Raw genomic sequence first — 21,591 nt, 5'->3', positions numbered from 1 at the left:
TATTAGAATTCAACATTTACTCCCACTGAAATAACTCTTGGAGTTGGATAACGACCATTATCAACACCGGACAATAAAGCGTCTTGATTGAACGATCCAACTTCCGGATCATAACCAGTATATTTTGTGAAAGTGTACAAGTTTTGCACACTTGCATATAATTTAAGTCTAGTCAACTTAGCTTGCGAGATAATATCCGTTGGTAATGTGTATCCAACTGTAATATTTTGTACTCTTAGGTAAGAACCGTCTTCAACGAAACGATCAGAAAAAATTAAATTAGGATGATCATAAGATGTAGGTCTTGGTAAACTTGCATCGAGGTTAGAAGGAGAATAAAAATCCAAAGCAGAAGCAAACTGATTCTGATATAAATTGGAATTTGATGTTCCAGCTCTCCTTGTAAGATTAAATAAATCATTTCCAACAGAGCCTTGCAAAAATACTGAAAAATCAAAATTTTTGTATGCAAAATTGTTAGTAAAACCAAATGTGAAATCGGGATTTGGATCCCCAATCGTCGTATAATCTAATTCATTTATCACACCATCATTATTATTATCTGCATATTTCATATCACCAGCAATAAAATCAACCGGGCTGGCACCAAAACCGTTTTTAGGCCCTGCGCTGGCATCGGCATCCGAGGTATAAATTCCTAATGAATTCAATCCATAAAAAGTACCTATAGGGCCTCCGACTAGTGTTTTAGTAATTGGTTTTCTTGTATAATCATTTATAAGAGCATATTTAATAAGCAATGAACTGTTAGAAATCTCAACTAACTTATTTACATACTTAGACACGACTAATGTAGAATTCCAAGAAAAACCACTATCTAATTTGGTACTATAGTTCACAGACATTTCAATTCCTTTATTTTCCAATGTTCCAATATTTCCAAAAGCTGAGGCTACTCCACCACCATCGGCACTTCCAGTAAGAAATAATGGCAAAGGAATTTGATACAAGAAATCTTTAGAAGTCTTTTTATAAACATCTATCGAAGCATTTAATCCCGAGTTAAAAAGTGAGAAGTCTAAACCAATATTTATTTGTTTTTGTGACTCCCAAGTTAAATCAGGATTTGGAGATCTGGAAAGTTGGAAACCAGCACCTAAAGGAGATTGTACCAAAGTCAATGCCGGAGCATATAAATTATTTGCAATTTGCTGATTTCCAGTCTCACCATAACCAGCTCTAATTTTTATATTTTTAACAGCATTAAAGTCCTGCATGAACTCCTCATTAGATAATTTCCATGAACCCGAAATAGCAGGAAAATAGCCCCATTTATTTCCTTTTGCGAACTTTGATGAACCATCTGCCCGAATAGAACCAGAAATACTGTAGCGTCCGCCATAATCATAAACTGCTTTTCCAAAAAGTGAATACAATCTTTGTGAACCACTGTAGGCGAAACCTGGTTCAACTTTTTGCAGTTCTGCAGCCACAGGTAATTCAGGTAACGAATTATCGAAAAATCCAATTCCAGTTACAGCCAAACCTTTCCAATTGCCTTCATTAGCCTCTTGGCCTGCTAAAATATTAAAACTATGCTTTCCTATTTCAGTTTTATAGGTTAGTAAATTTTTAATGTTTATCGAATAAAAACTATTTGTTCTTGAAGTAAGCGAAGCTGTATTATTGCTTGCAGCTCCCCAATTATAAGTTGGACGGAATTCGTTTCCTTCACTAAATTCTGCATATCCGCCTATCTCAAAACGATACTCTAAACCCTTCATTAATCGCGCTTCAGTAAAAACATTTCCAGAAAAATTCTTTCTGACCAATTTATTTGTGTTAGATAAAGCTTCAGCGATTGGGTTTCTAAAATATATTCCTTGAGAATTTGTTGGAGGGCCAGCATAAGTTCCATCTGCATTATACACTACTACATCAGGTGTACTCAACAATGAAGTACTAACTATTCCGTTTTGACTTCCATTTAATGTAATATTTTCGTTTGTAATTCCAGTATTTACAAATGCACCCACCTTCAACCAATCCTTCACTTTAGCATCCACATTAGTTCGAAAAGTATATTTTTTAAATCCAGATCCAATCACAGTACCTTCCTGATCAATATACCCTCCAGATACATAATAACTCACTCCTTCTTTTCCTCCAGAAATAGACAATTGATGCGATTTCATGATGGCAATTCTGTAGATTTCATCTTGCCAATTAGTTCCTTTGCCTAATAACTCCGGATGTGAAAAATTATCATTTTTTAATGCTGTTGGGGTTAAAGCATCAATCAATCCATTTTGTAATCTGGCGTACCCTTGTAAATCCAGAACATCGATTAAATTTGTTTGCTCTTGAATAGAGTAACTATGATCATAAGTCAATTTACCCGAACCTTTTTTTCCTGATTTTGTAGTTATAATTACCACACCATTAGCGCCACGAGATCCATATATTGCTGTTGCTGAAGCGTCTTTCAGAATATCCATCGACTCAATATCATTGGGATTTAAAAAAGCAATTGGGCTTACAGAACTATTCCCTGTCGATGTACTACCCTCACTAAAATCATTTCCTACCAGCGGTTTACCTGTAGTTGACTTACTGGTTGCATCACCAGAAATTGGTACACCATCCACAACATATAATGGCTCATTTGTACCACCAAGGGAAGAAATACCTCTAATTTTCACAGAAGTGTTGCTCCCGGGTTGACCAGAATTACTAGTCACTGTAACTCCTGCTGCTTTACCCTGTAACATCTGATCTACAGACACCTGCTTTAAATTTTCAAGATCCTTAGCTTTTACAGAAGATATTGCACTAGTTACATCGCCCCTTTTTTGAGTACCATAACCTATAACCACAACTTCTTGAAGGTTTTGCGAAGTTGACTTTAATGACACATTGATTTTAGATTTCCCTTTTACTGCAATATTTTGGGTTTCAAATCCAATAAAAGAAAATGACAAAGTAGCATCCACGGGAGCATCAATTTCATATTTACCATCAATATCTGTCGATGCAGATTTGCTTGACCCGATGACTAATACATTCACACCAGGTATGGTAAGACCCTTTTCATCAGTTACAACACCTTGAACTTTTGTTTGGGCTGTAATAAAATTGCTTGTAAGCAGTAAAAATAATACCAAAGGAATTGCTCTGTGATTGCCGTTCCAATGAATTAAATTAGACAATAGTTTTTTCATAATAAATGTTTAGTTAGTTAAGATTGTTTATTTCTGAAAAGCATATTTCAGAAATAAAATGCATATTAATTATTTTGATTTATAATTAACAAATCTATAACACATGTAAACATTAAATTAATAGTATTATATCATTTAATGATAATATTTTTACTTTAGAGACAAATAGTAAAACATATCAAAATAATAACCCAAATAAATTATACATAACGTAATTTTATTGACTAAAAAATGACATAAAAGAAATTAATAGATGAGCAACAGTAACATATATTTCAATTTCAAACGAAGTAGTAATAGGAAAACAAGAACAAATTACTTATAGAATTCTTTTCAAACCAGAAAAATCCTCTCTATACTGACTTGGAGTACATTTTTTTATAGACTTAAAGCTTCTATTGAAATTTGCAATATTATTAAAGCCTGATTTAAAAGCTATTTCTGAAATACTAAGATCTTTTTCTACCAACCATCTGGCAGCATAACCAATTCGAATATCATTGATGTAATTAACAAACGTTTTTCCAGTTCTCTTCTTAATAAATCGATTGAACGATATACTAGTCATACTCGCTACATTCGATACATCATCCAGAGATATTTTCTCCGCAAAGTTTTTTTGAACATACTCATACACTAATTTCATTTTATCATAATCGTCGAAAGTGTCGTAATCGACAGTAAATGTTGACAATAACCTTTGATTTCTTGAATTTGCTAAATCATAAAGTATTGATGTGATTTCAAGAAAATAATCCATACCATCTAACTTTGAAATTTTAATCAATCTTGAAGAAAGCTCTTCTGCAGTTTTTTTTGAAAATAAAATACCATGAATAGATCGATTAAACATGTCTTTTATGGGATTCATTATACGTCTTGACAATAAAGTCTCATCAAACAAATCATTATGAAATTGTATGGTAATTTCATGAATTTGCTTGTTTGTACACTTATGTAATTCCCATCCATGGTATAAATTGGGGCCAATTAATACCAATTCAATATTATCAATTTCTTCTATATTATCACCCACAACTCTTTTAACTCCTTTACCATTTTGTATGAAATTTATCTCAAATTCAGGATGATAATGAACCGGAAAGTCAAAATTGTCTTTTACTCTGTCAAATACCAAAAAACTATCGCCTGACGATAATGGTGGAATTTCTCGGTAAAAATTCTTTAAATTGCTCATATCGTTCTTTTTTACCTGCAATAATATGATATATAATTGATAAAATAATATTAATTAAATGCGAGTCTTGCAATTATCTTTGAAAATACAATTATCATTTTTTTTAAAAGAATATGAATATTAAATATGAATCATTTTTATTACACACTATTTTTATAGTTTTAGCAGTTAAAGTACTAAAAATAATTTTTACATATTTTAGCGCTGATTGTATTGTAAAAAACCAAGTATCTAAAAAAACAACCCTCCCAACTGACTACTAATGAAAAAAATATTTTATTTGATTCTTATCTGCACTAGCATTGCGACATCCTGTTCTTCAAAAGTGCAAAATATTGATACAAAATCGTCTCTCACTGATAGAAATGCGACAGCAGAAACCAAAATACTATACAAAAAATTGATATTAAATGTAGAAAAAGGAATTCTTTTTGGGCATCAAGACGACCTAGCTTATGGAGTAAACTGGAAATACAAAACGAAAAGAAGTGATGTAAAAGATGTTACCGGAGATTATCCTGCAGTTTACGGATGGGATCTGGGCGGCTTGGAAAAAAAATCTACAACTAATATTGACGGTGTTCCTTTTGACAAAATGAGGCAATTTATAAAAGATGCTCACACAAGAGGCGGCGTTGTAACACTAAGTTGGCATTTAGACAATCCTTTAACTGGAAATAACGCATGGGATACCACTCCAAAATCCTTAGTCTCTGCTTTACCAGGAGGAGAAAGCCATGAAAAATTCAAATCTTGGCTTGATGAAGCTGCAAAATACATTTTAACGTTAAAAGATAGGAAGGGTAAACAAATTCCAATCTTGTATCGTCCTTACCATGAATTAACAGGAAATTGGTTTTGGTGGTGTAAGAACAACGGGAATCCTGATGAATTCAAACTTTTATGGAGATTCACCATTGATTATTTACAAAAAAAAGGAGTACATAATTTAATTTATGTCTACAATACTGCTGATTTTAAAACGAAGGATGAATTTTTAGAATATTATCCAGGTTCTAATTATGCCGATATCTTGAGCTTTGACAAATACCAATACACTAATCCTAACAGAGATAACTCCTTTGTTGAAAATTGTCAAAATCAATTTAAAATAATGAATGAAGTTGCGAAAGAGCAAAATAAAATAATGGCATTTGCTGAAACTGGTTATGAAGCGATTCCTTATGATAAGTGGTGGACTAATACGCTCATGAAAGCCATAGGTGACTACAAAATTTCCTATGTCTTAGTATGGAGAAACCACGGATGGCAGGAAAAAGAACAAAAAATGCACTACTATGCACCTTATAAAGGACAGATTAGCGAAAAAGACTTCGTAGATTTTTATAATCTTGATCGAACTTTCTTTGAAAAAGAAGCTGCAAAACAAAACCTGTATCAAAAATAAATTATTAAAACTAGACCTATAAACCCTAAAAAATGCACAATAAAATTAGTATAAAAGAAAAAGTTGGTTACGGCTTAGGAGATGCTGCTTCCTCCATGTTCTGGAAAATATTCAGTATGTATCTCATGTTTTTTTACACTGATGTTTTTGGTTTGGCACCAGCAGTTGTAGGAACTATGTTTCTGATAACTAGAATATGGGATTCTTGTTTTGATCCACTAGTAGGAATAATTGCTGACCGTACAAAAACGCGATGGGGAAAATTCAGACCCTATCTTTTATGGACTGCAATCCCTTTTGCAGTAATCGGAGTTCTAACTTTTTATACACCTGATTTTGATGAAAAAGGAAAAATAATCTACGCCTACATTACCTATTCACTAATGATGATGGTTTATTCTATTATAAATGTACCATATGCCTCATTACTTGGAGTACTTTCATCCGATAGAAAAGAACGAACTACTCTTTCATCGTATAGAATGGTTTTTGCTTTCGCAGGAAGTTTATTAGCGTTATGGCTCATCGAACCTTTGGTGAATTATTTTGGTGGCAACATGAATTCAGAAAAAGGGTGGTTGTACACCATTATAATCTTTGGAATTATCACTACTTTCTTTTTCTGGGGTTGCTTTTTTTTAACCAAAGAAAGAGTCCAACCAATTTCAGATGAAAAAACTGACTTAAAAGAAGACCTAAGAGATCTTTGGAAAAATAAACCTTGGTGGATTCTTCTTGGTGCAGGAATTGGGGCATTAATCTTTAATTCTATCCGTGATGGTGCAGCAGTTTATTATTTCAAATACTATGTCAGCAATACGGTAAATTATAGTTTTAATCTCTTTGGAGAAACCTTTGCGATGACACCAACTTCTCTTTACTTGGTTTTGGGACAAGCAGCAAATATAATTGGAGTAATTGCAGCAACGCCAATTGCTAATAGAATTGGCAAAAAGAACACCTTTTTGGGAGCAATGTCTTTGGCTGCGATTTTGAGTGTGATTTTTTACTTTTTTGGAAAAGAAGAAGTTTTACTAATTATGATTTTCCAAGTATTAATAAGCATTTGTGCGGGCTGTATCTTTCCTTTGATATGGTCAATGTATGCCGATAGTGCTGATTATTCAGAATGGAAACAAGGAAGACGCGCTACAGGACTTGTATTTTCAGCTTCTTCGATGTCTCAAAAATTTGGATGGACCATCGGAGGTGCAGCGACAGGATGGCTACTGGCATACTACGGATTCCAAGCAAATATTGAACAAACTGCGGTTACACAAAACGGAATCCAACTCATGCTTAGTATACTTCCAGCGTTAGCCGCTGTGATTTCAGTACTATTTATTGTGTTTTACCCACTAACAGAAAAAAAATTACAGATTATTGAACAGGAACTTAACAGCAAAAGAAATTTAACTAATTAATACTTTATTCTAGCACTTTCAACTATGAATACAAAAACAGTAATTACCCGTTTCCAAAAAAGAAAAGCTGAAATTGAAAATGAATTTCAGCAGCTTATCGAGCAAAAAAACGAATCTCAGTCATCTGTTGGCAACGGTATATTCGTTCGTTATAAAAATCCCATCATTACAGCAAGCCATACTCCTATTGAATGGCGATATGATTTAAATGAGAATACAAATCCATTATTACTAGAACGAATTGGCATTAATGCTGCGTTCAATTCTGGTGCTATAAAATGGGAAAATAAATTTATTCTTGCCGTTCGCGTAGAAGGTTTCGATCGAAAATCTTTTATTGCAATCGCCGAAAGTCCAAACGGATTAGATAATTTTAAATTCTGGGAGAAACCATGTGTTTTACCCCAAACCGAGGAACCAGATACTAATGTGTACGATATGCGTTTGGTCAACCATGAAGATGGTTGGATTTACGGCATTTTTTGTACTGAGAGAAAAGATCCAAAAGCCCCCGCTGGAGATACTAGTTCCGCTATTGCCAATGCAGGAATTGTTCGCACCAAAGATTTAATTAATTTTGAAAGATTACCAGATCTAATTTCAAATACAGGACAACAACGAAATGTAGTTTTACATCCTGAGTTTGTCAATGGAAAGTATGCTTTATACACACGTCCACAAGACGGTTTTATTGACATAGGAAACGGTGGCGGTGTAGGATTAGGATATGTTGACGATATGACAAATCCAATTGTACAAAACGAAGCTATCATCTACGGAAAACAATACCATACTGTTTATGAACTTAAAAATGGCTTAGGACCAGCTCCAATAAAAACAGAAAAAGGTTGGTTGCATTTAGCACATGGCGTAAGAAATACTGCTGCAGGATTGCGTTATACACTATATATGTTCATGACAGATTTAAATGATATTTCAAAAGTAATCTATAAACCTGCAGGACACTTTATGGCTCCTGAAGGAATAGAAAGAATTGGCGATGTCTCAAATGTAGTGTTTTCTAATGGTTGGATTGAAGACAGCGACGGAACTGTATATATCTATTATGCCTCTTCAGATACAAGAATGCATGTTGCCGTTTCATCCGTTGATAAATTGATTGATTATGTCATAAACACGCCCGAAGATACTTTTACATCAGCAGGTTCTGTGAATACTATTATTCGACTAGTAGATAAAAACAAAGCAATTTCATAAACGTGTCGACACCTATAAATCAATTACAGTCAGAACTTACTACTGAACTCGATTCTATCCTTTGGTATTGGTCGAAGTTTACTATGGATACCAAAAATGGAGGTTTCATTGGTCAAATTGATTCTAATGAAATTATTAATATCGATGCCGAAAAAGGCTCTGTTTTAAATGCACGAATCCTATGGACATTTTCATCAGCTTTTAAAATAACCAAAAACGAAGAACATAAAATAATAGCAAAAAGAGCTTTTGATTATATATTATCACATTTTTATGATACGGAATTTGGTGGAACTTTTTGGAGTCTTCATTCCGATGGAACTCCAAAAGACACCAAAAACCAAATCTATGCAATAGCATTTGTTATCTATGGTATGACTGAATATTATGCTGTTTCCAAAGAGGAGAAAGCACTAGAAGTAGCCATTGATTTGTACAAAAAGATTCAAGAGCACAGTTATGATCCAATAAACAAAGGATATCTAGAAGCTTTTACACGGGATTGGAAAATCATTACTGATTTACGCTTGAGCGATAAAGATGCTAACGAAAAGAAAACAATGAACACCCATTTGCATATCGTCGAAGCATATGCTAATTTGTACAAAGTGTGGAAAGATGAGACCTTACAAAAAGATATCATCGAAATATTACAGGTTATCGACACTCATTTTATAAACGAAGAAACGGGGCATTTAAAGCTATTTTTTGATGAAAACTGGATAGAAAAACCCGATGTAATTTCTTATGGCCATGACATTGAAGCTGCCTGGCTCCTATTACAATGTGCCGAGATTTCAGAAGACGCTACAATGATTGCACGTTACAAAATACACGCTATTCAACTCACTAACAGTACAAAAGAAGGAATTGATGTAGATGGCGGTTTATGGTATGAATTAGACCCAGAAAGCAATCAATTAATTGCCGAAAAACACTGGTGGCCACAAGCAGAACTGATGATAGGTTTTTTTAATACTTATCAATTAACAAGTGATAAAGCCTATTTAGATATTGTATTAAAAAATTGGGATTTTGTTAAAACATACATTCTTGATACCCTAAATGGAGAATGGTATTGGGGGATTAATGCTGATTATTCAGTAATAAAAAAAGACAAAGCTGGTTTCTGGAAATGCCCGTATCACAATGGTCGTGCTTGCATAGAAATCATTAACCGCATTAAAACAATTAAAAATGAATAAATTATATCTTTTAATCCCAGTACTTTGCTTTACATTCTTTATTTCAGGCTGCTCTTCAGGTCTTGATACTCCTGATACGATTGTATCGCCACCAGTCAATACACCAGTTTCTGATACAGATGCTTTAACTACCGTGAATGTAAAAACATATATGGTTGATGCTAGCGCTACAGCAGAAACGATTGCTTTATTTTACAATCTAAAGAAACTTGCTAAAACTAAATTTGCCATTGGACAACAAGATGCATTCAATTCTTTTTACAACAATGGCTCATCGTCAATGTCCGACATCAAAAAAACAACCGGAAATGATCCTGCACTATTAGGTTCTGACTTCATGTTTATTACCGACAAAAATAATACGGGTCAAAACGACAACTGGTTTTACCAACAAGAAAAAATGATTACGGAAGATGCCAAACAAGCTTACGCAAAAGGTATGATTAATGTTTTCTGCTGGCATTTGAGAGAGCCAAACAAAGAGGACAGTTTCTATGCTAATGACATGAGTGCAGCCGAAAAAGCTACTGCTTTCAAAAGTATTTTGCCGGGAGGCTCAAAGCATGATTGGTATAAATTAAAACTCGATAAAATAGCATCGGTAATTTCTAATTTAAAAGGAAGCAATGGTGAGTTAATCCCTGTCATCTTTAGACCTTTTCATGAGTTTGACGGAAATTGGTTTTGGTGGGGTGCTGATTATTGCTCACCCGAGGATTACAAAACTGGTTTTCAGTTTACTGTCAATTATCTTAAAAACAGTAAAGGCCTGCACAATGTATTGTATGCATTTTCTCCTGACAATACATACACAACATCAGCTAATTATTTGAGTCGCTATCCAGGCGATGCTTTTGTTGATGTTTTAGGTATGGATAATTATGGTGATTTTAACAATCAAGGACAACCCGGTTCAGACAGAGCCAATTCAAAATTGAAAATGGTCTCCGATTTAGCTAAAAGCAAGGTAAAAATTGCCGCATTGACCGAAACTGGTTACCAAGTAACAACTACAAATACTCCTATATCTGGATGGTTCTCTAATTATTTATATAATGCTCTAACTGTAAACAATGTCGAGATTAGTTTTGTAATGTTTTGGAACAATACTCGAGATGGTTATTATGTGCCAACTCCTTCTTTGTCAAATGCACCTGACTTCACAAGTTTTACCAGTAAACCAAAGTCGGTATTAGTAAATACATTGCCTAAAATGTATGTATTACCAAATTAGGCATACAAAGGAACCTATAAATATTTGACGACAACAATTGCCCTAGCCCAGATAGCAGTGTAAATCCTTTTATTTTTTTCTTTAAAAAATAAAAGATTAAAAAGTATAGCTGGAAATATCCCCTAAATAAAAAAATATGAGGAATTTAGTTTTAAAAATAATGCTACTCGCTATTTGTGCTTCTGCAACTGTTTGTTCAGCACAAAAACAAGCGCCAATAACCGTAAAAGGGACGCAATTTTTCAAAGGTGACAAACCGTATTCGTATGTGGGTGCTAATTATTGGTATGGCAGTTTACTAGGTTCCAAAAAAGTGGGTGATCGTAAACGATTACTTCGCGAACTGGATTTAATGAAGAAAAATGGTATTGACAATTTAAGAATCTTAGTGGGTGCTGATGGTGGAACCTATGATTATACCGTTAGTCCGGCTTTGCAATACGAACAAGGAAAATACAATGCCGATTTGCTGGATGGTTTGGATTTCCTGATTGCTGAAATGGGAAAACGCAACATGTATGCGGTTTTATACCTCAACAACAACTGGGAATGGTCAGGTGGTATGTCGCAATATTTAGAATGGAACGGCTTCGGCAAAATTCCGAATCCAAACATTAAACCCAACTCTTGGCCTCAATTCATGGATTATGTGAAACAGTACCACAGTTGTGAGCCTTGTATGGTGGCTTTTGAAAATCATATAAAATATATTTTGGGCCGAATAAATGCCTATACTAACAAGAAATATACTGAAGACAATGCGATTATGGCTTGGCAAATAGGCAATGAACCCCGTGTTCTTAGTATCGAAAACGAAAAAAAATTTACTGCTTGGTTGAACAAAACTGTTGATTTGATTGATAGTTTAGATTTCAATCATTTGATTTCGACAGGTTCTGAAGGTAAAGCGGGATCAAATGATGATTTGGCTACCTATGAACGCACGCATATGAATCCGAAAATTGATTATTTAACTATGCATATCTGGCCAAAAAACTGGGGTTGGTTCAACGCTGAAGACGCAAAAACTACTTTGCCAATTGCGATTGAAAAAGCTACAGCATACATAAACGAGCATGTCGAAGTAGCCAAAAAATTAGGTCGCCCCATTGTTATTGAAGAATTTGGATTACCAAGAGCCAATGAAAGCCTACTAACAAATTCCTCGGTATTGGATAGAAACGCATTTTACAATGCTTTATTTGAAAAATTAGTTTTAAGTCGCAGCAATAATGAGACTTTGCAGGGTGTTAATTTTTGGGGTTTTGGCGGCGAAGGAAAAGCTGTTAATACTTCAGGAAAATGGAATGTTGGTGACCCTTTTACTACTGATCCACCGCAAGAACCACAAGGTTTGAATACTGTTTTCTCGACAGACAAATTAACACTGGAATTGGTAAAAGAATATAATTTGAAACTTAAATAGAAAGGTAGCCCACTATTTTAAATTCATAAAATAAAAACATAGGTTTTAATGTCGTCCTTCTTATTTTTTAGCACTTCCGATTTTTAATGAAACTATAAATTATCGACCGCTATTGGCAAAAACACCTATTGCTTTTTTTAATATCTCTCGCTCCAACTCAACATTTTGAGTCTTTTCCAGTTCATGAATTTTTTATTGTTCCGGACATAGTTTTAAATTTACTTTTGCAGCAAGAATTCTTTCTCCAAAATCATTAATAAAAAGAAATATTTTTCGAATTATGACCAATGGGTTAATTTTAAAATCAAAATAAGAACTTATAACACAAAAAAACAGTAGTTAACGTTGGTTTACTACTGTTTAAAAAATTATGCTTTTTATTTTTTATTAGTCCACTATCCCTCTTTCAGCTCTGGACAGTGTATTTTGAAAAATTAGAATATTCCTAAAAATTTACGCTTGTATATTTTCTTTAAATCTTTTTCAAAAATAGTAAAGGGGTCATTATAAAATTTCAAGAAATCAGGAGCACTATCTTGCCCGGGAAATGGCGCATAATAATGTGTTGGACTTTGTGTATCATTTCTCCAAACTAACACATATGACAATTGCATGTTTTCAGACTTCAATACTTTTAGCAAAGTTTCTGTCCACCATATTGGATTTGGAATCGATTCTAATCCAGTTTCTGTTAACGCCGCTAATTTATTATTCTTAATACCGTAGTCTGAAACTATTTTAAGCTTCTTTATAGCTCTTTCAATATTATAATTCCCATCTCTTCCAAAATCACCATAATTATCCATCCCTACCATATCCACATAATCATTACCAGGAAAACGCTCTAAAAACTCCTCTTCCGTATTAAATTTGTTATCGGGTGAAAATGCGTATATGAAATTATGAATCTTTAAAGTATCTCTTAAGTAAGAAACTGTGAACTGCCAGACGGCGATAAAATCTTCACGAGAGGTATACGGTTTTCCCCACCAAAACCATTCTCCGTCAAATTCATGATAAGGCCTAAAGATTATAGGAGCCAACTTGCCATTACTCCCTTTTACAGAATTAGCAAAATCTGCAATATTCTTTAGAATTTTTTTATACTCTTCGTGTTTTGAACCTCCAGGCTTGATCAATGACATTGAAGCTAAAGATACCCCCTCTTTCCAATAAAACCCATCTTTAGAAGCTGGATTTGAAAAATGCCATGCAGCTGTAGTTACACCACCTCTATTGTAGGTATCTACAACATTTTTTCTTAAGTCTTCTTTAGTTTTTTCGATATCTGCTTCTGATCTCCCAGATAATCCGCTAAAATCGATACCTACCATTGCAGGAAATGATCCCGTAACCGATTTTACATCAGAGCGATTGGCATCACCACTCCAACCATGGCCATATTCAGTAGCATGTTGATGTGCAAAAAGTATGCTCCTTTTAGAGATATCTTTCAGGTTTTTGTATAAGGCTTTGGTTTCTTTAGTTGCATCTTTGTCGATCTGACCAGAAACAAAATTTCCTACCAATAAAAAGGTTACTGTGCATAGAATATTATAAAATACTTTTTTATTCATAATTATAAATATTTATTTGAATTGTGAAAATTAAGCTTATAAACATAAATATAATGATACTTTTTTTATCAATTGATTCTCAGATAATATCACACCTGTGGATATTATTTTTCATCTAGAATTTTTACCAATCTTACAAGCATATTACTCAAGTTAACAAGCCTGTGATACAGTCAAAAAATACAAATTTTTGGCTTTTATTTGTTTTATTTTTACTCCATTTATAAATGAGTGATAGGTAACCAAAGAAGCAATCACCGCCCCTAAATCGACAACATATTTAACTCAACTCCATACGAGGTGAAAAAAGAAAAAAACATTTAAAAACCAATCCATAATTTTTAAAACCAACTCTAATTCACATTTAAAATAAATTACCAAAATGCACTTTTTTAAAGACTAATTTTCAACTAATACAGTTGATTAGACATTAACTCAAAATTAGGTATCGTTTTAAATCAATTTACCCTAAAATTTAAAAAAGGCTCCAATTCTAAAAAACGGAGCCTTAGTTTTTGATCTTACATCTGGTAATTACGGGATAGCGTTTGTTTATTTTAAAATTTGCTCAATTTCATTCAACTCATCTGGAGTAAAAGCAAGATTTTGCAAACTATCAATATTGTTGTTTAACTGCCCTACTGAACTCGCTCCAATTAGGACCGAAGTGATTCGGTTATCTTTTAACAACCAAGCCAAAGCCATTTGTGCCAAAGATTGATTTCTGTTTTTTGCAATTTCATTCAAAGCCACTATTTTGAAAACTTTCGCATCAGATACTTCATCTAATTGTAAATGACCATTAGGATTAAAAGCACGAGAATTTTCTGGAATTCCTTTCAAATACTTATCGGTCAGTAATCCTTGTGCCAATGGTGAAAAAGCAATACATCCTACTCCTTTATCTTCTAAAACGTCCAGTAAACCTTCCTCACAGGTACGCACAAACATGGAGTATTTTTCTTGATGAATTAAACAAGGTGTCCCTAATTGTTGCAAAATTTCAGTAGCTTGTTTCGTTTGTTCTGCTGGATAATTAGAAATCCCCGCATACAACGCTTTTCCGCTTCGTACTGCATAGTCTAATGCATTCATAGTCTCTTCTAAAGGCGTATTTGGGTCATAACGATGCGAATAAAAGATATCTACATAATCGAGGTTCATTCGCTTTAAACTTTGATTCAAACTCGTTACTAAGTATTTTCTTGATCCCCATTCTCCATAAGGACCTTCCCACATTTTATAGCCTGCCTTTGTAGCAATCACCATTTCATCACGCAAATTGCCTTGGAAATTATTCTTTAAAATTTTACCAAAATTAGTCTCTGCTGAACCTGGTATTGGTCCGTAATTGTTGGCTAAATCAAAATGTGTTATTCCTTTATCAAAAGCTTCTTTGACAATATTTTCCCCATTTTCAAAATTATCTACTGAACCGAAGTTATGCCATAATCCTAAAGAAATTTGTGGCAATAATAATCCACTTTTTCCGCATCTATTGTATTCCATTGTATTAATTTAAAGATTTGCTTTTCAATTTTCTCATTCGTAAAATTCGCATTCATAAGTTTATAATACAAATAAACCCGACCTGTTTCTTAAGCTGTCGGGTTTAAATATTAAATTATATAAAATTATTTTATCTCAAAACGACTTTCTAAACCTTTGTCTGAGCTTCCACCTACCATGATTTTAAAAGTCCCTGGTTCTACAAGGTAATTTCCATTATTATCAAAGAATCCTAATTCTTTGTCTGTCAATGTTAATGTTATCGTTTTAGTTTCCCCTTTTTTCAATTCAACTAATTCAAAACCTTTCAGTTCTTTTACCGGACGAGCTAAACTTGCTACCTCATCATGAATATATAATTGAACGACCTCTTTACCATCATACTTTCCTGTATTAGTAACATCTACAGATGCTTTTACCGCTTCTCCCAAAGCAATAGCAGTTTTATCTAATTTTAAGTTTTTGTACTCAAAAGTTGTATAGCTTAATCCAAAACCAAAAGGAAATTGTGGCGTTTTCTCAACATCCGTATAGTGAGACCAAAACACATTTCCTTCTCCATTAGTTGGCCTTCCTGTACTGTAATTGTTATAGTAAATTGGTACTTGCCCTACATTTCTTGGGAATGACATTGGTAATTTACCACTTGGATTATAATCCCCATATAAAACTTGAGCTACCGCATTTCCAGTTTGAGTCCCTAAGTGCCAAGCTTCAACAATAGTAGGGATATGCGCTGCTGCCCAAGGTAAAGCTAAGGGTCTTCCGTTGTTTAAAACCAAAACAATATTTGGATTTACTTTATAAATTTCTTCTAATAATTCTTGTTGCAAACCTGGTAAATCAAGATTTGTTCTACTTCGTCCCTCCCCTGATTGAAATCCATGTTCTCCTAATACCATAACTACCACATCAGCACTAGCTGCCGCTTTTTTAGCTGAAGCAAAACCAGTTCTATCAGTTGTATTGAAAACCAATTCTTCGATAAATGCAGTTTTACCTATAGTCAAATCAGCTCCTTTTTCAAAAGTCAACTGATTCCCTTTGTATTTTTGCATTCCTTCTAATACCGAAACTGCAGTATTATCATCAGAAGCAATTCTCCAGCTTCCTAATGGACTGTTTTTATCATTTGCCAAAGGACCAATTAAAGCAATTTTTTGTCCTGATTTTTTTAACGGAAGTAAATTAGACTCATTCTTCAATAACACGATCGATTTTTTGGCCATGTCCAAAACTCCTTCATTATTGGCTTTATTACCAATTGTAGCTTTTTCACGTTTCTCGTCACAATATTTATACGGATCATCAAATAATCCCAATTCAAATTTCACTCTTAAAATTCTACGAACGGCATCATCAACTAATGATTCTTTTACTTTTCCTTCTTGAACTAATTTTGCCAATTCAACTACATACATAGAGGATTCCATATCCATATCAGATCCTGCTGTTACGGCTTTTTGTGTGGCATCTGCACCATCTTTTGCATAACCATGAATTATCATTTCACGAACCGAAGCCCAATCTGAAACCACAAATCCGTCAAAGTTCCATTTTACTTTTAAAATATCTCTTTGCAAAAAAGCATTTCCTGTAGCAGGAACCCCGTTTAAGATATTAAATGAGTTCATAAAAGTACGAACACCTGCTTCCTTAGCAGCATAAAATGGAGGCAATACTTCATTATACAATCTAGAATTACTAATATCCACAGTATTATATTCCTTCCCTGCTTCGGCAAAACCGTAAGCTGCAAAGTGTTTGGCACATGCCACAATCGTATTTACTTTTAGCAAATCAGCTCGAGTATCACCTTGAAAACCGGTAACCCTAGCTATTGCAACTTTACTTCCTAAATACGCATCTTCACCCGCTCCTTCCATTACTCGACCCCAACGTGCATCATGTGATACATCAACATTAGGTCCAAAAGTCCAGTTAATTCCCACTGCCGATGCTTCGGCTGCAGCAACCTGAGCCGATTTCTTAATCGCTTCCATATCCCAACTCGCTGCTTCGGCAAGCGGAATTGGACTCAAGGTTTTATAGCCGTGAATTACGTCAAACCCTATGATTAATGGAATCCCTAAACGGGTTTCTTCTACAGCAATTTTTTGTACCGCTTTTACTTCCTTCACTCCACGAACAGATAACATGGATCCAACTAATCCAGCGCGCAATTGTTTGTATTTCAATTCAGTATTTCCTCCCGTTGGAGCCGGTCCAGTTACTTCCCAAAAACCGTTGTATTGATTCATTTGCCCCACTTTTTCTTCTAAGGTCATTTGTTTCATCAACAAATCGATACGTTCTTCAGTAGGCTTTGTTTTATCTAAATAAGATTTATTCTGTGCATTCATAGTTCCAATGGTAATCAGGGTAAAAATCCCCGTGGTAATTAATTTTTTTGTGTTCATTATTTATTTTAGTTTGGTTTGGTTTTTTTATTGGCGTGACCCTTCGTGAAAACTTCGGGTCGGGCTATACAGCTTTATCTCTTCACTCCGTTACGGGGATATCGCCTAATATCCCTCACGCACTCATAATTTCCTATTACTATTCTGTTATAAAAGACGATGCAGGCAAATTTGCTTTATTGAATAAATCAGATTGTGCTTTGTTCTTCCATGAAAAACGAACTTTTAATGGATTTGGAACTTTGTTAGAGTTCAATAAAACAGCATTGTTTTTTATACTTGCATCTGCAACATAAAAGACATTATCAGCACCTGCAATTTCAAATTGATTTGATTTTCTATTTGAAAAATGCAATCCCTCAGCATAATCAAAAGCAATAATTACTTTATTCTTTTCTATTTTAATGCCTTTATAGAGTGGTCCATTAACTAAGTCTGAGTTGGTTTTGTATATTTTTACTAACGCTAAATTAGCCAATCGAGTTCCTACCGTTTTCTTATCTTTAGGATGTATGTCATCAATTGGTGAAATATCAGTAGTAAGTACCATTCCGGTATTAGGAATTTCTTGCAACACTTTACGTTGTGCATTTCTAATTTCTACTCCGCCAAAATGATCATCACCATATTGATAAGGAGCAATTTGTACATAATAAAAAGGAAACTCGTAATTCCATAATTTTCTCCACGAAGCAATTAAAGCCGAAAATGTTTTATCGTAAACTACAGATCCAACATTTGATTCCCCTTGATACCAAATCACACCTGCAATTTTATACCCTATTAGCGGATAAATCATTGCATTAAAAGCGCGTCCCGGTTGGTTGGGACCATAAGTTTCTTCTTTTCTTGTTTTGGCACTTTCTAGTAAAACAGCATCATTTTGAATTACTTCTTCTGGTGTCCAAATCTCTGCCGGCGTTCCTCCCCAGTTGGATGATATCAAACCAATTGGTACATTTTTTAATTCTTCTTGTAATCGCGTTGCAAAAAAGTAACCAGCAGCACTAAAATTTCTCATGGTTTCAGGAGTACTTTCGGTCCAACTTCCTGGCACATTATTTTGTGGTGATGTTGCTGTTAATTTTGGAACCGTAAAAAATCGGATGTTGGGATTCATTGCCATTTTTACTGCTTCATCTCCATTCTCAATTCCCCAAGCTGCTGACATCTCCATATTAGATTGTCCTGAACAGATCCATACTTCACCAATTAGGATGTTTTTTAATATGATTTCGTTATACCCTTTTACAATTAGAGTGTAAGGCCCTCCTTCTTTTGGAGTTGGAATTTTAATTTCCCATTTGGCTTGATTGTTGGCTTTAATTTTATATTCTTGATAATTCCAACTTGGCGTGACCACCACCTCTTCCTGTGGATTTGCCCAACCCCAAATAGTAACTTCGGTATTGCGCTGTAACACCATATTATCTGAAAACACATTTGGAAGCGTCACATTTGAGAAAACAGTATTTGACAACAGTACTATAAGAGTTAGGGCAAGAAGATTATTTTTCATCAAGTAATTTTTTAAAGTAAGGAATTAATTGGTCGGCCATTATTTTGTCATCGGCAATATCAGGATGAAAGCCACAACCGTTTGGTTTCATCGATTGAAATTCAAATAATGCAATCGTTTTATGCTGTGTGTCATGCTCAAAAGCCTCAATTACTTTTTTCAAACAACGTACTAAAACTACATTTCTATCTCCAGAAACCATAGGACTATTCAATAGAACAATTCTAGCTCTAGGTGCATGTTTGTATACCGTTTTGATAAAAGCAATATAATTTGATACGTATTTTTCTTCATTAAAAGGCAATCTTTCTTTTTTTCCATCTCCATCAGAAAGGTCATTTGTTCCCAAACAAATGCTCACTAAATCCGGCTGAAAAGCAAAATTGTACGGTTTAGAATTGTCTTTATTTAAATATAAATTTTCATAAACATCAGGAATAATAGCTTCGTCGTTATGCTCATCATTCCAGTTGCGATACATCCCAAATCCTGATACAGCACTCAATACATAATCAACATCTAAACTTCGTGACGCTATAGGTCCGTATGCCCAATACCCATTATGTTGATCATACCATTCCCCAGTTCCACATGGAATTTCAGCCGTATCATTGCCAAAACCACAAGTAATAGAATCACCTATAAATTCAATTTTCTTTTTCTTTGGCGCTATACTTTCTACTAATTTAGCGGTAGTTCCAATGAATAATACGGCTCCATTTGCCGCTTCAGTAGCTTTATATATGGTTAAATGATGCTTTTTATTTTTGTTTGTAATAGTTATAGGAATTTTTTGGGCTGTCCCTTTTTCAATTCGAACTCTTCCTATATATTCACCATCTAATTCTAATGAAACAAAATTATGATGCTCATAAGTATCGACACTTTGCAAGTTTATAATACAAGTACTTCCTTCAAATTCAAAAGAAACTGAGGAAGCAGAAGCTATTAATAATACTTTGTTATTCTCTTGTAACTCTACTCTTCCAGCATAATGAAAAGTATCGTTTATATTATCTTTTTGGGAAGAGCAGGATAAACCAAAGTATAGAAAAAAAAGTAACAAAAAATTTTTTAGTATCATTCAAAAAAAATTAAATTAAAATAAAGTAAAAATAACTTTTTAATATTTTTAGAATTGATAGTATAATAACAATTTACAATCTAATAATTGCGTATAAGTATATTAAATTCTTTCTATTTAAAACATAGCAACCACTGATACAGGCTCGCCGCCCCGAAATCGCACCGTACTGCGTCGGACTCTTTTCGAGGCGCTTTTGCTTGAATCAATTTCTATTATAACGAATATTTTTGTAAAATAATACGCAGACTGCTTCAATACATACACTTCTAATTATCCGATTTTTTTCACCGACTATTTACTTTTTATAATTACAATATTTAATGGAACGTCTGAAGCTTTAAAGTGAAGACCAGCCAAAAGTTTAAAACCGTGCAAAAGATTGCTATCGAATTTACTATACAGATCTGTAAAATGCTAGAGTGTTATTCGTCTTTATTTTTTATTTGACAAACTAAAAGCGATCATAATAATTGACACCTCGCAAATATTTCCCCTTAAGTCTTAAGAATAAAAAGTTTGAAATCAAGCAACTGCACAACGATGATTGAATAAATTTCCCATAATTAAGTTCCTAAATTCTTATACCTATTGTAGAATCAAAAATTTAAATATAGTCCAAAAAAAACTAGACTAATTAATTCAACTTCTTAGCTCACAAAATTACTCTTGCTTCTTTTAATGAAGGTGTGGCTTATGTAAAAACATAAAAAAAATTTGCGATACAATAGCCATACTAAAAATAGTATTGACTATTTATTTAAATCTCTTAATGCAAATAAATTTTCGCCTCTGAATCAAAGATCTTATTTAATACCTATATGCCTTGTACGAACACTAGTTAAAAGGATTTAAAGTTATAAAAGTCAAAAAAAAATCTATCAATAGAGTATGAAAACCCAAAACAAGAGATTGTGCATCTACCCTAAAGATCTAAAATCTATAACCAGGAAAAATTATCGTCAATGCATTAGACTACTCCAAATAATAAGAAAGGACCTAAATAAGCTGCAAAATGAGTTTGTGTCAATCGAGGAATTTTGTCAATACACTTGCCTAAAAATCAAACAGGTTAAACCATTGATAATTGGATGAAAATTGTTTTAAACCAGTCAAAAATAATTAGTTTTAATAGCTATTGCAACTAATAAATAAATGCGAGAAGCCTCTCTTTCAACTAAGCTTCT

At 33.8% G+C, this 21,591-nt stretch carries 13 protein-coding genes; 6 read left to right on the top strand and 7 right to left on the bottom strand.

The annotated features are described in order from the left end of the window. Positions 1-2: 2 nt before the first annotated feature. Both DR980_RS13805 and DR980_RS13800 read right to left on the bottom strand, forming a co-directional pair. The gene (locus DR980_RS13805; protein WP_113637156.1) at positions 3-3,182 is read right to left on the bottom strand and encodes a SusC/RagA family TonB-linked outer membrane protein; all 3,180 of its coding nucleotides are present in this window, start codon (positions 3,180-3,182) and stop codon (positions 3-5) included. A gap of 319 nt (positions 3,183-3,501) precedes the next feature. Further along, positions 3,502-4,380 carry a helix-turn-helix domain-containing protein gene (locus tag DR980_RS13800; protein WP_113637154.1) on the bottom strand — a complete coding sequence of 293 codons (879 nt, stop codon included), beginning with the start codon at positions 4,378-4,380 and terminating at the stop codon, positions 3,502-3,504. A 262-nt stretch (positions 4,381-4,642) separates the two neighbouring features. Here DR980_RS13800 and DR980_RS13795 point away from each other — a divergent pair, with 262 nt between their 5' ends. From DR980_RS13795 to DR980_RS13770, 6 genes are all read left to right on the top strand, one after another. Next, on the top strand, positions 4,643-5,788 hold the full coding sequence (locus DR980_RS13795; RefSeq protein WP_113637151.1) for a glycoside hydrolase family 26 protein: 1,146 nt from the start codon (positions 4,643-4,645) through the stop codon (positions 5,786-5,788). A 32-nt stretch (positions 5,789-5,820) separates the two neighbouring features. After that, complete coding sequence (locus DR980_RS13790) at positions 5,821-7,212, top strand: MFS transporter (protein ID WP_113637148.1); 1,392 nt, start codon at positions 5,821-5,823, stop codon at positions 7,210-7,212. 24 nt (positions 7,213-7,236) lie between these two features. After that, complete coding sequence (locus tag DR980_RS13785) at positions 7,237-8,430, top strand: glycoside hydrolase family 130 protein (protein WP_113637146.1); 1,194 nt, start codon at positions 7,237-7,239, stop codon at positions 8,428-8,430. A gap of 2 nt (positions 8,431-8,432) precedes the next feature. After that, positions 8,433-9,635 (top strand): AGE family epimerase/isomerase, encoded by a 1,203-nt coding sequence (locus tag DR980_RS13780; RefSeq protein ID WP_113637143.1) that lies wholly within the window; start codon positions 8,433-8,435, stop codon positions 9,633-9,635. After that, on the top strand, positions 9,628-10,869 hold the full coding sequence (locus DR980_RS13775; RefSeq protein WP_113637141.1) for a glycoside hydrolase family 26 protein: 1,242 nt from the start codon (positions 9,628-9,630) through the stop codon (positions 10,867-10,869). Before DR980_RS13780 ends, DR980_RS13775 begins: the two co-directional genes overlap by 8 nt. A gap of 136 nt (positions 10,870-11,005) precedes the next feature. Next, positions 11,006-12,295: a glycoside hydrolase 5 family protein gene (locus DR980_RS13770; protein ID WP_113637139.1), complete on the top strand. Its 1,290-nt coding sequence runs from the start codon at positions 11,006-11,008 to the stop codon at positions 12,293-12,295. Between the two features lie 434 nt (positions 12,296-12,729). Here the strand turns inward: DR980_RS13770 and DR980_RS13765 are convergent, their stop codons facing one another. The 5 genes from DR980_RS13765 to DR980_RS13745 all read right to left on the bottom strand — a co-directional run bounded on the left by DR980_RS13765 (position 12,730) and on the right by DR980_RS13745 (position 20,404). Then, on the bottom strand, positions 12,730-13,872 hold the full coding sequence (locus DR980_RS13765) for a glycoside hydrolase family 26 protein (protein WP_113637136.1): 1,143 nt from the start codon (positions 13,870-13,872) through the stop codon (positions 12,730-12,732). Positions 13,873-14,424: 552 nt separating this feature from the next. After that, positions 14,425-15,381, bottom strand: a complete 957-nt coding sequence (locus DR980_RS13760) for an aldo/keto reductase (protein WP_113637134.1) — start codon at positions 15,379-15,381, stop codon at positions 14,425-14,427. A 125-nt stretch (positions 15,382-15,506) separates the two neighbouring features. Beyond that, positions 15,507-17,801, bottom strand: a complete 2,295-nt coding sequence (bglX, locus tag DR980_RS13755; protein WP_113637131.1) for a beta-glucosidase BglX — start codon at positions 17,799-17,801, stop codon at positions 15,507-15,509. A gap of 139 nt (positions 17,802-17,940) precedes the next feature. After that, a complete protein-coding gene (locus DR980_RS13750) occupies positions 17,941-19,320 on the bottom strand; it encodes a sialate O-acetylesterase (RefSeq protein ID WP_113637129.1) in 1,380 nt (459 codons plus the stop codon). Then, on the bottom strand, positions 19,310-20,404 hold the full coding sequence (locus DR980_RS13745; RefSeq protein WP_113637127.1) for an SGNH/GDSL hydrolase family protein: 1,095 nt from the start codon (positions 20,402-20,404) through the stop codon (positions 19,310-19,312). The genes DR980_RS13750 and DR980_RS13745 overlap by 11 nt, the downstream gene beginning before the upstream one ends. Between the last annotated feature and the right edge of the window lie 1,187 nt (positions 20,405-21,591).

The organism is Flavobacterium psychrolimnae (genome assembly GCF_003312425.1).
Classification (GTDB): domain Bacteria; phylum Bacteroidota; class Bacteroidia; order Flavobacteriales; family Flavobacteriaceae; genus Flavobacterium; species Flavobacterium psychrolimnae.
The sequence above is the reverse complement of the archived record's forward strand: the minus strand, read 5'-3'. Positions and strand labels throughout refer to the sequence as shown.

Bases quoted from the DNA above. Each gene is read 5' to 3' on its own strand.
- DR980_RS13805 (WP_113637156.1), bottom strand. From the start codon at position 3,182: ATGAAAAAACTATTGTCTAATTTAATTCATTGGAACGGCAATCACAGA.
- DR980_RS13800 (WP_113637154.1), bottom strand. From the start codon at position 4,380: ATGAGCAATTTAAAGAATTTTTACCGAGAAATTCCACCATTATCGTCA.
- DR980_RS13795 (WP_113637151.1), top strand. From the start codon at position 4,643: ATGAAAAAAATATTTTATTTGATTCTTATCTGCACTAGCATTGCGACA.
- DR980_RS13790 (WP_113637148.1), top strand. From the start codon at position 5,821: ATGCACAATAAAATTAGTATAAAAGAAAAAGTTGGTTACGGCTTAGGA.
- DR980_RS13785 (WP_113637146.1), top strand. From the start codon at position 7,237: ATGAATACAAAAACAGTAATTACCCGTTTCCAAAAAAGAAAAGCTGAA.
- DR980_RS13775 (WP_113637141.1), top strand. From the start codon at position 9,628: ATGAATAAATTATATCTTTTAATCCCAGTACTTTGCTTTACATTCTTT.
- DR980_RS13770 (WP_113637139.1), top strand. From the start codon at position 11,006: ATGAGGAATTTAGTTTTAAAAATAATGCTACTCGCTATTTGTGCTTCT.
- DR980_RS13765 (WP_113637136.1), bottom strand. From the start codon at position 13,872: ATGAATAAAAAAGTATTTTATAATATTCTATGCACAGTAACCTTTTTA.
- DR980_RS13760 (WP_113637134.1), bottom strand. From the start codon at position 15,381: ATGGAATACAATAGATGCGGAAAAAGTGGATTATTATTGCCACAAATT.
- bglX (WP_113637131.1), bottom strand. From the start codon at position 17,801: ATGAACACAAAAAAATTAATTACCACGGGGATTTTTACCCTGATTACC.
- DR980_RS13750 (WP_113637129.1), bottom strand. From the start codon at position 19,320: ATGAAAAATAATCTTCTTGCCCTAACTCTTATAGTACTGTTGTCAAAT.
- DR980_RS13745 (WP_113637127.1), bottom strand. From the start codon at position 20,404: ATGATACTAAAAAATTTTTTGTTACTTTTTTTTCTATACTTTGGTTTA.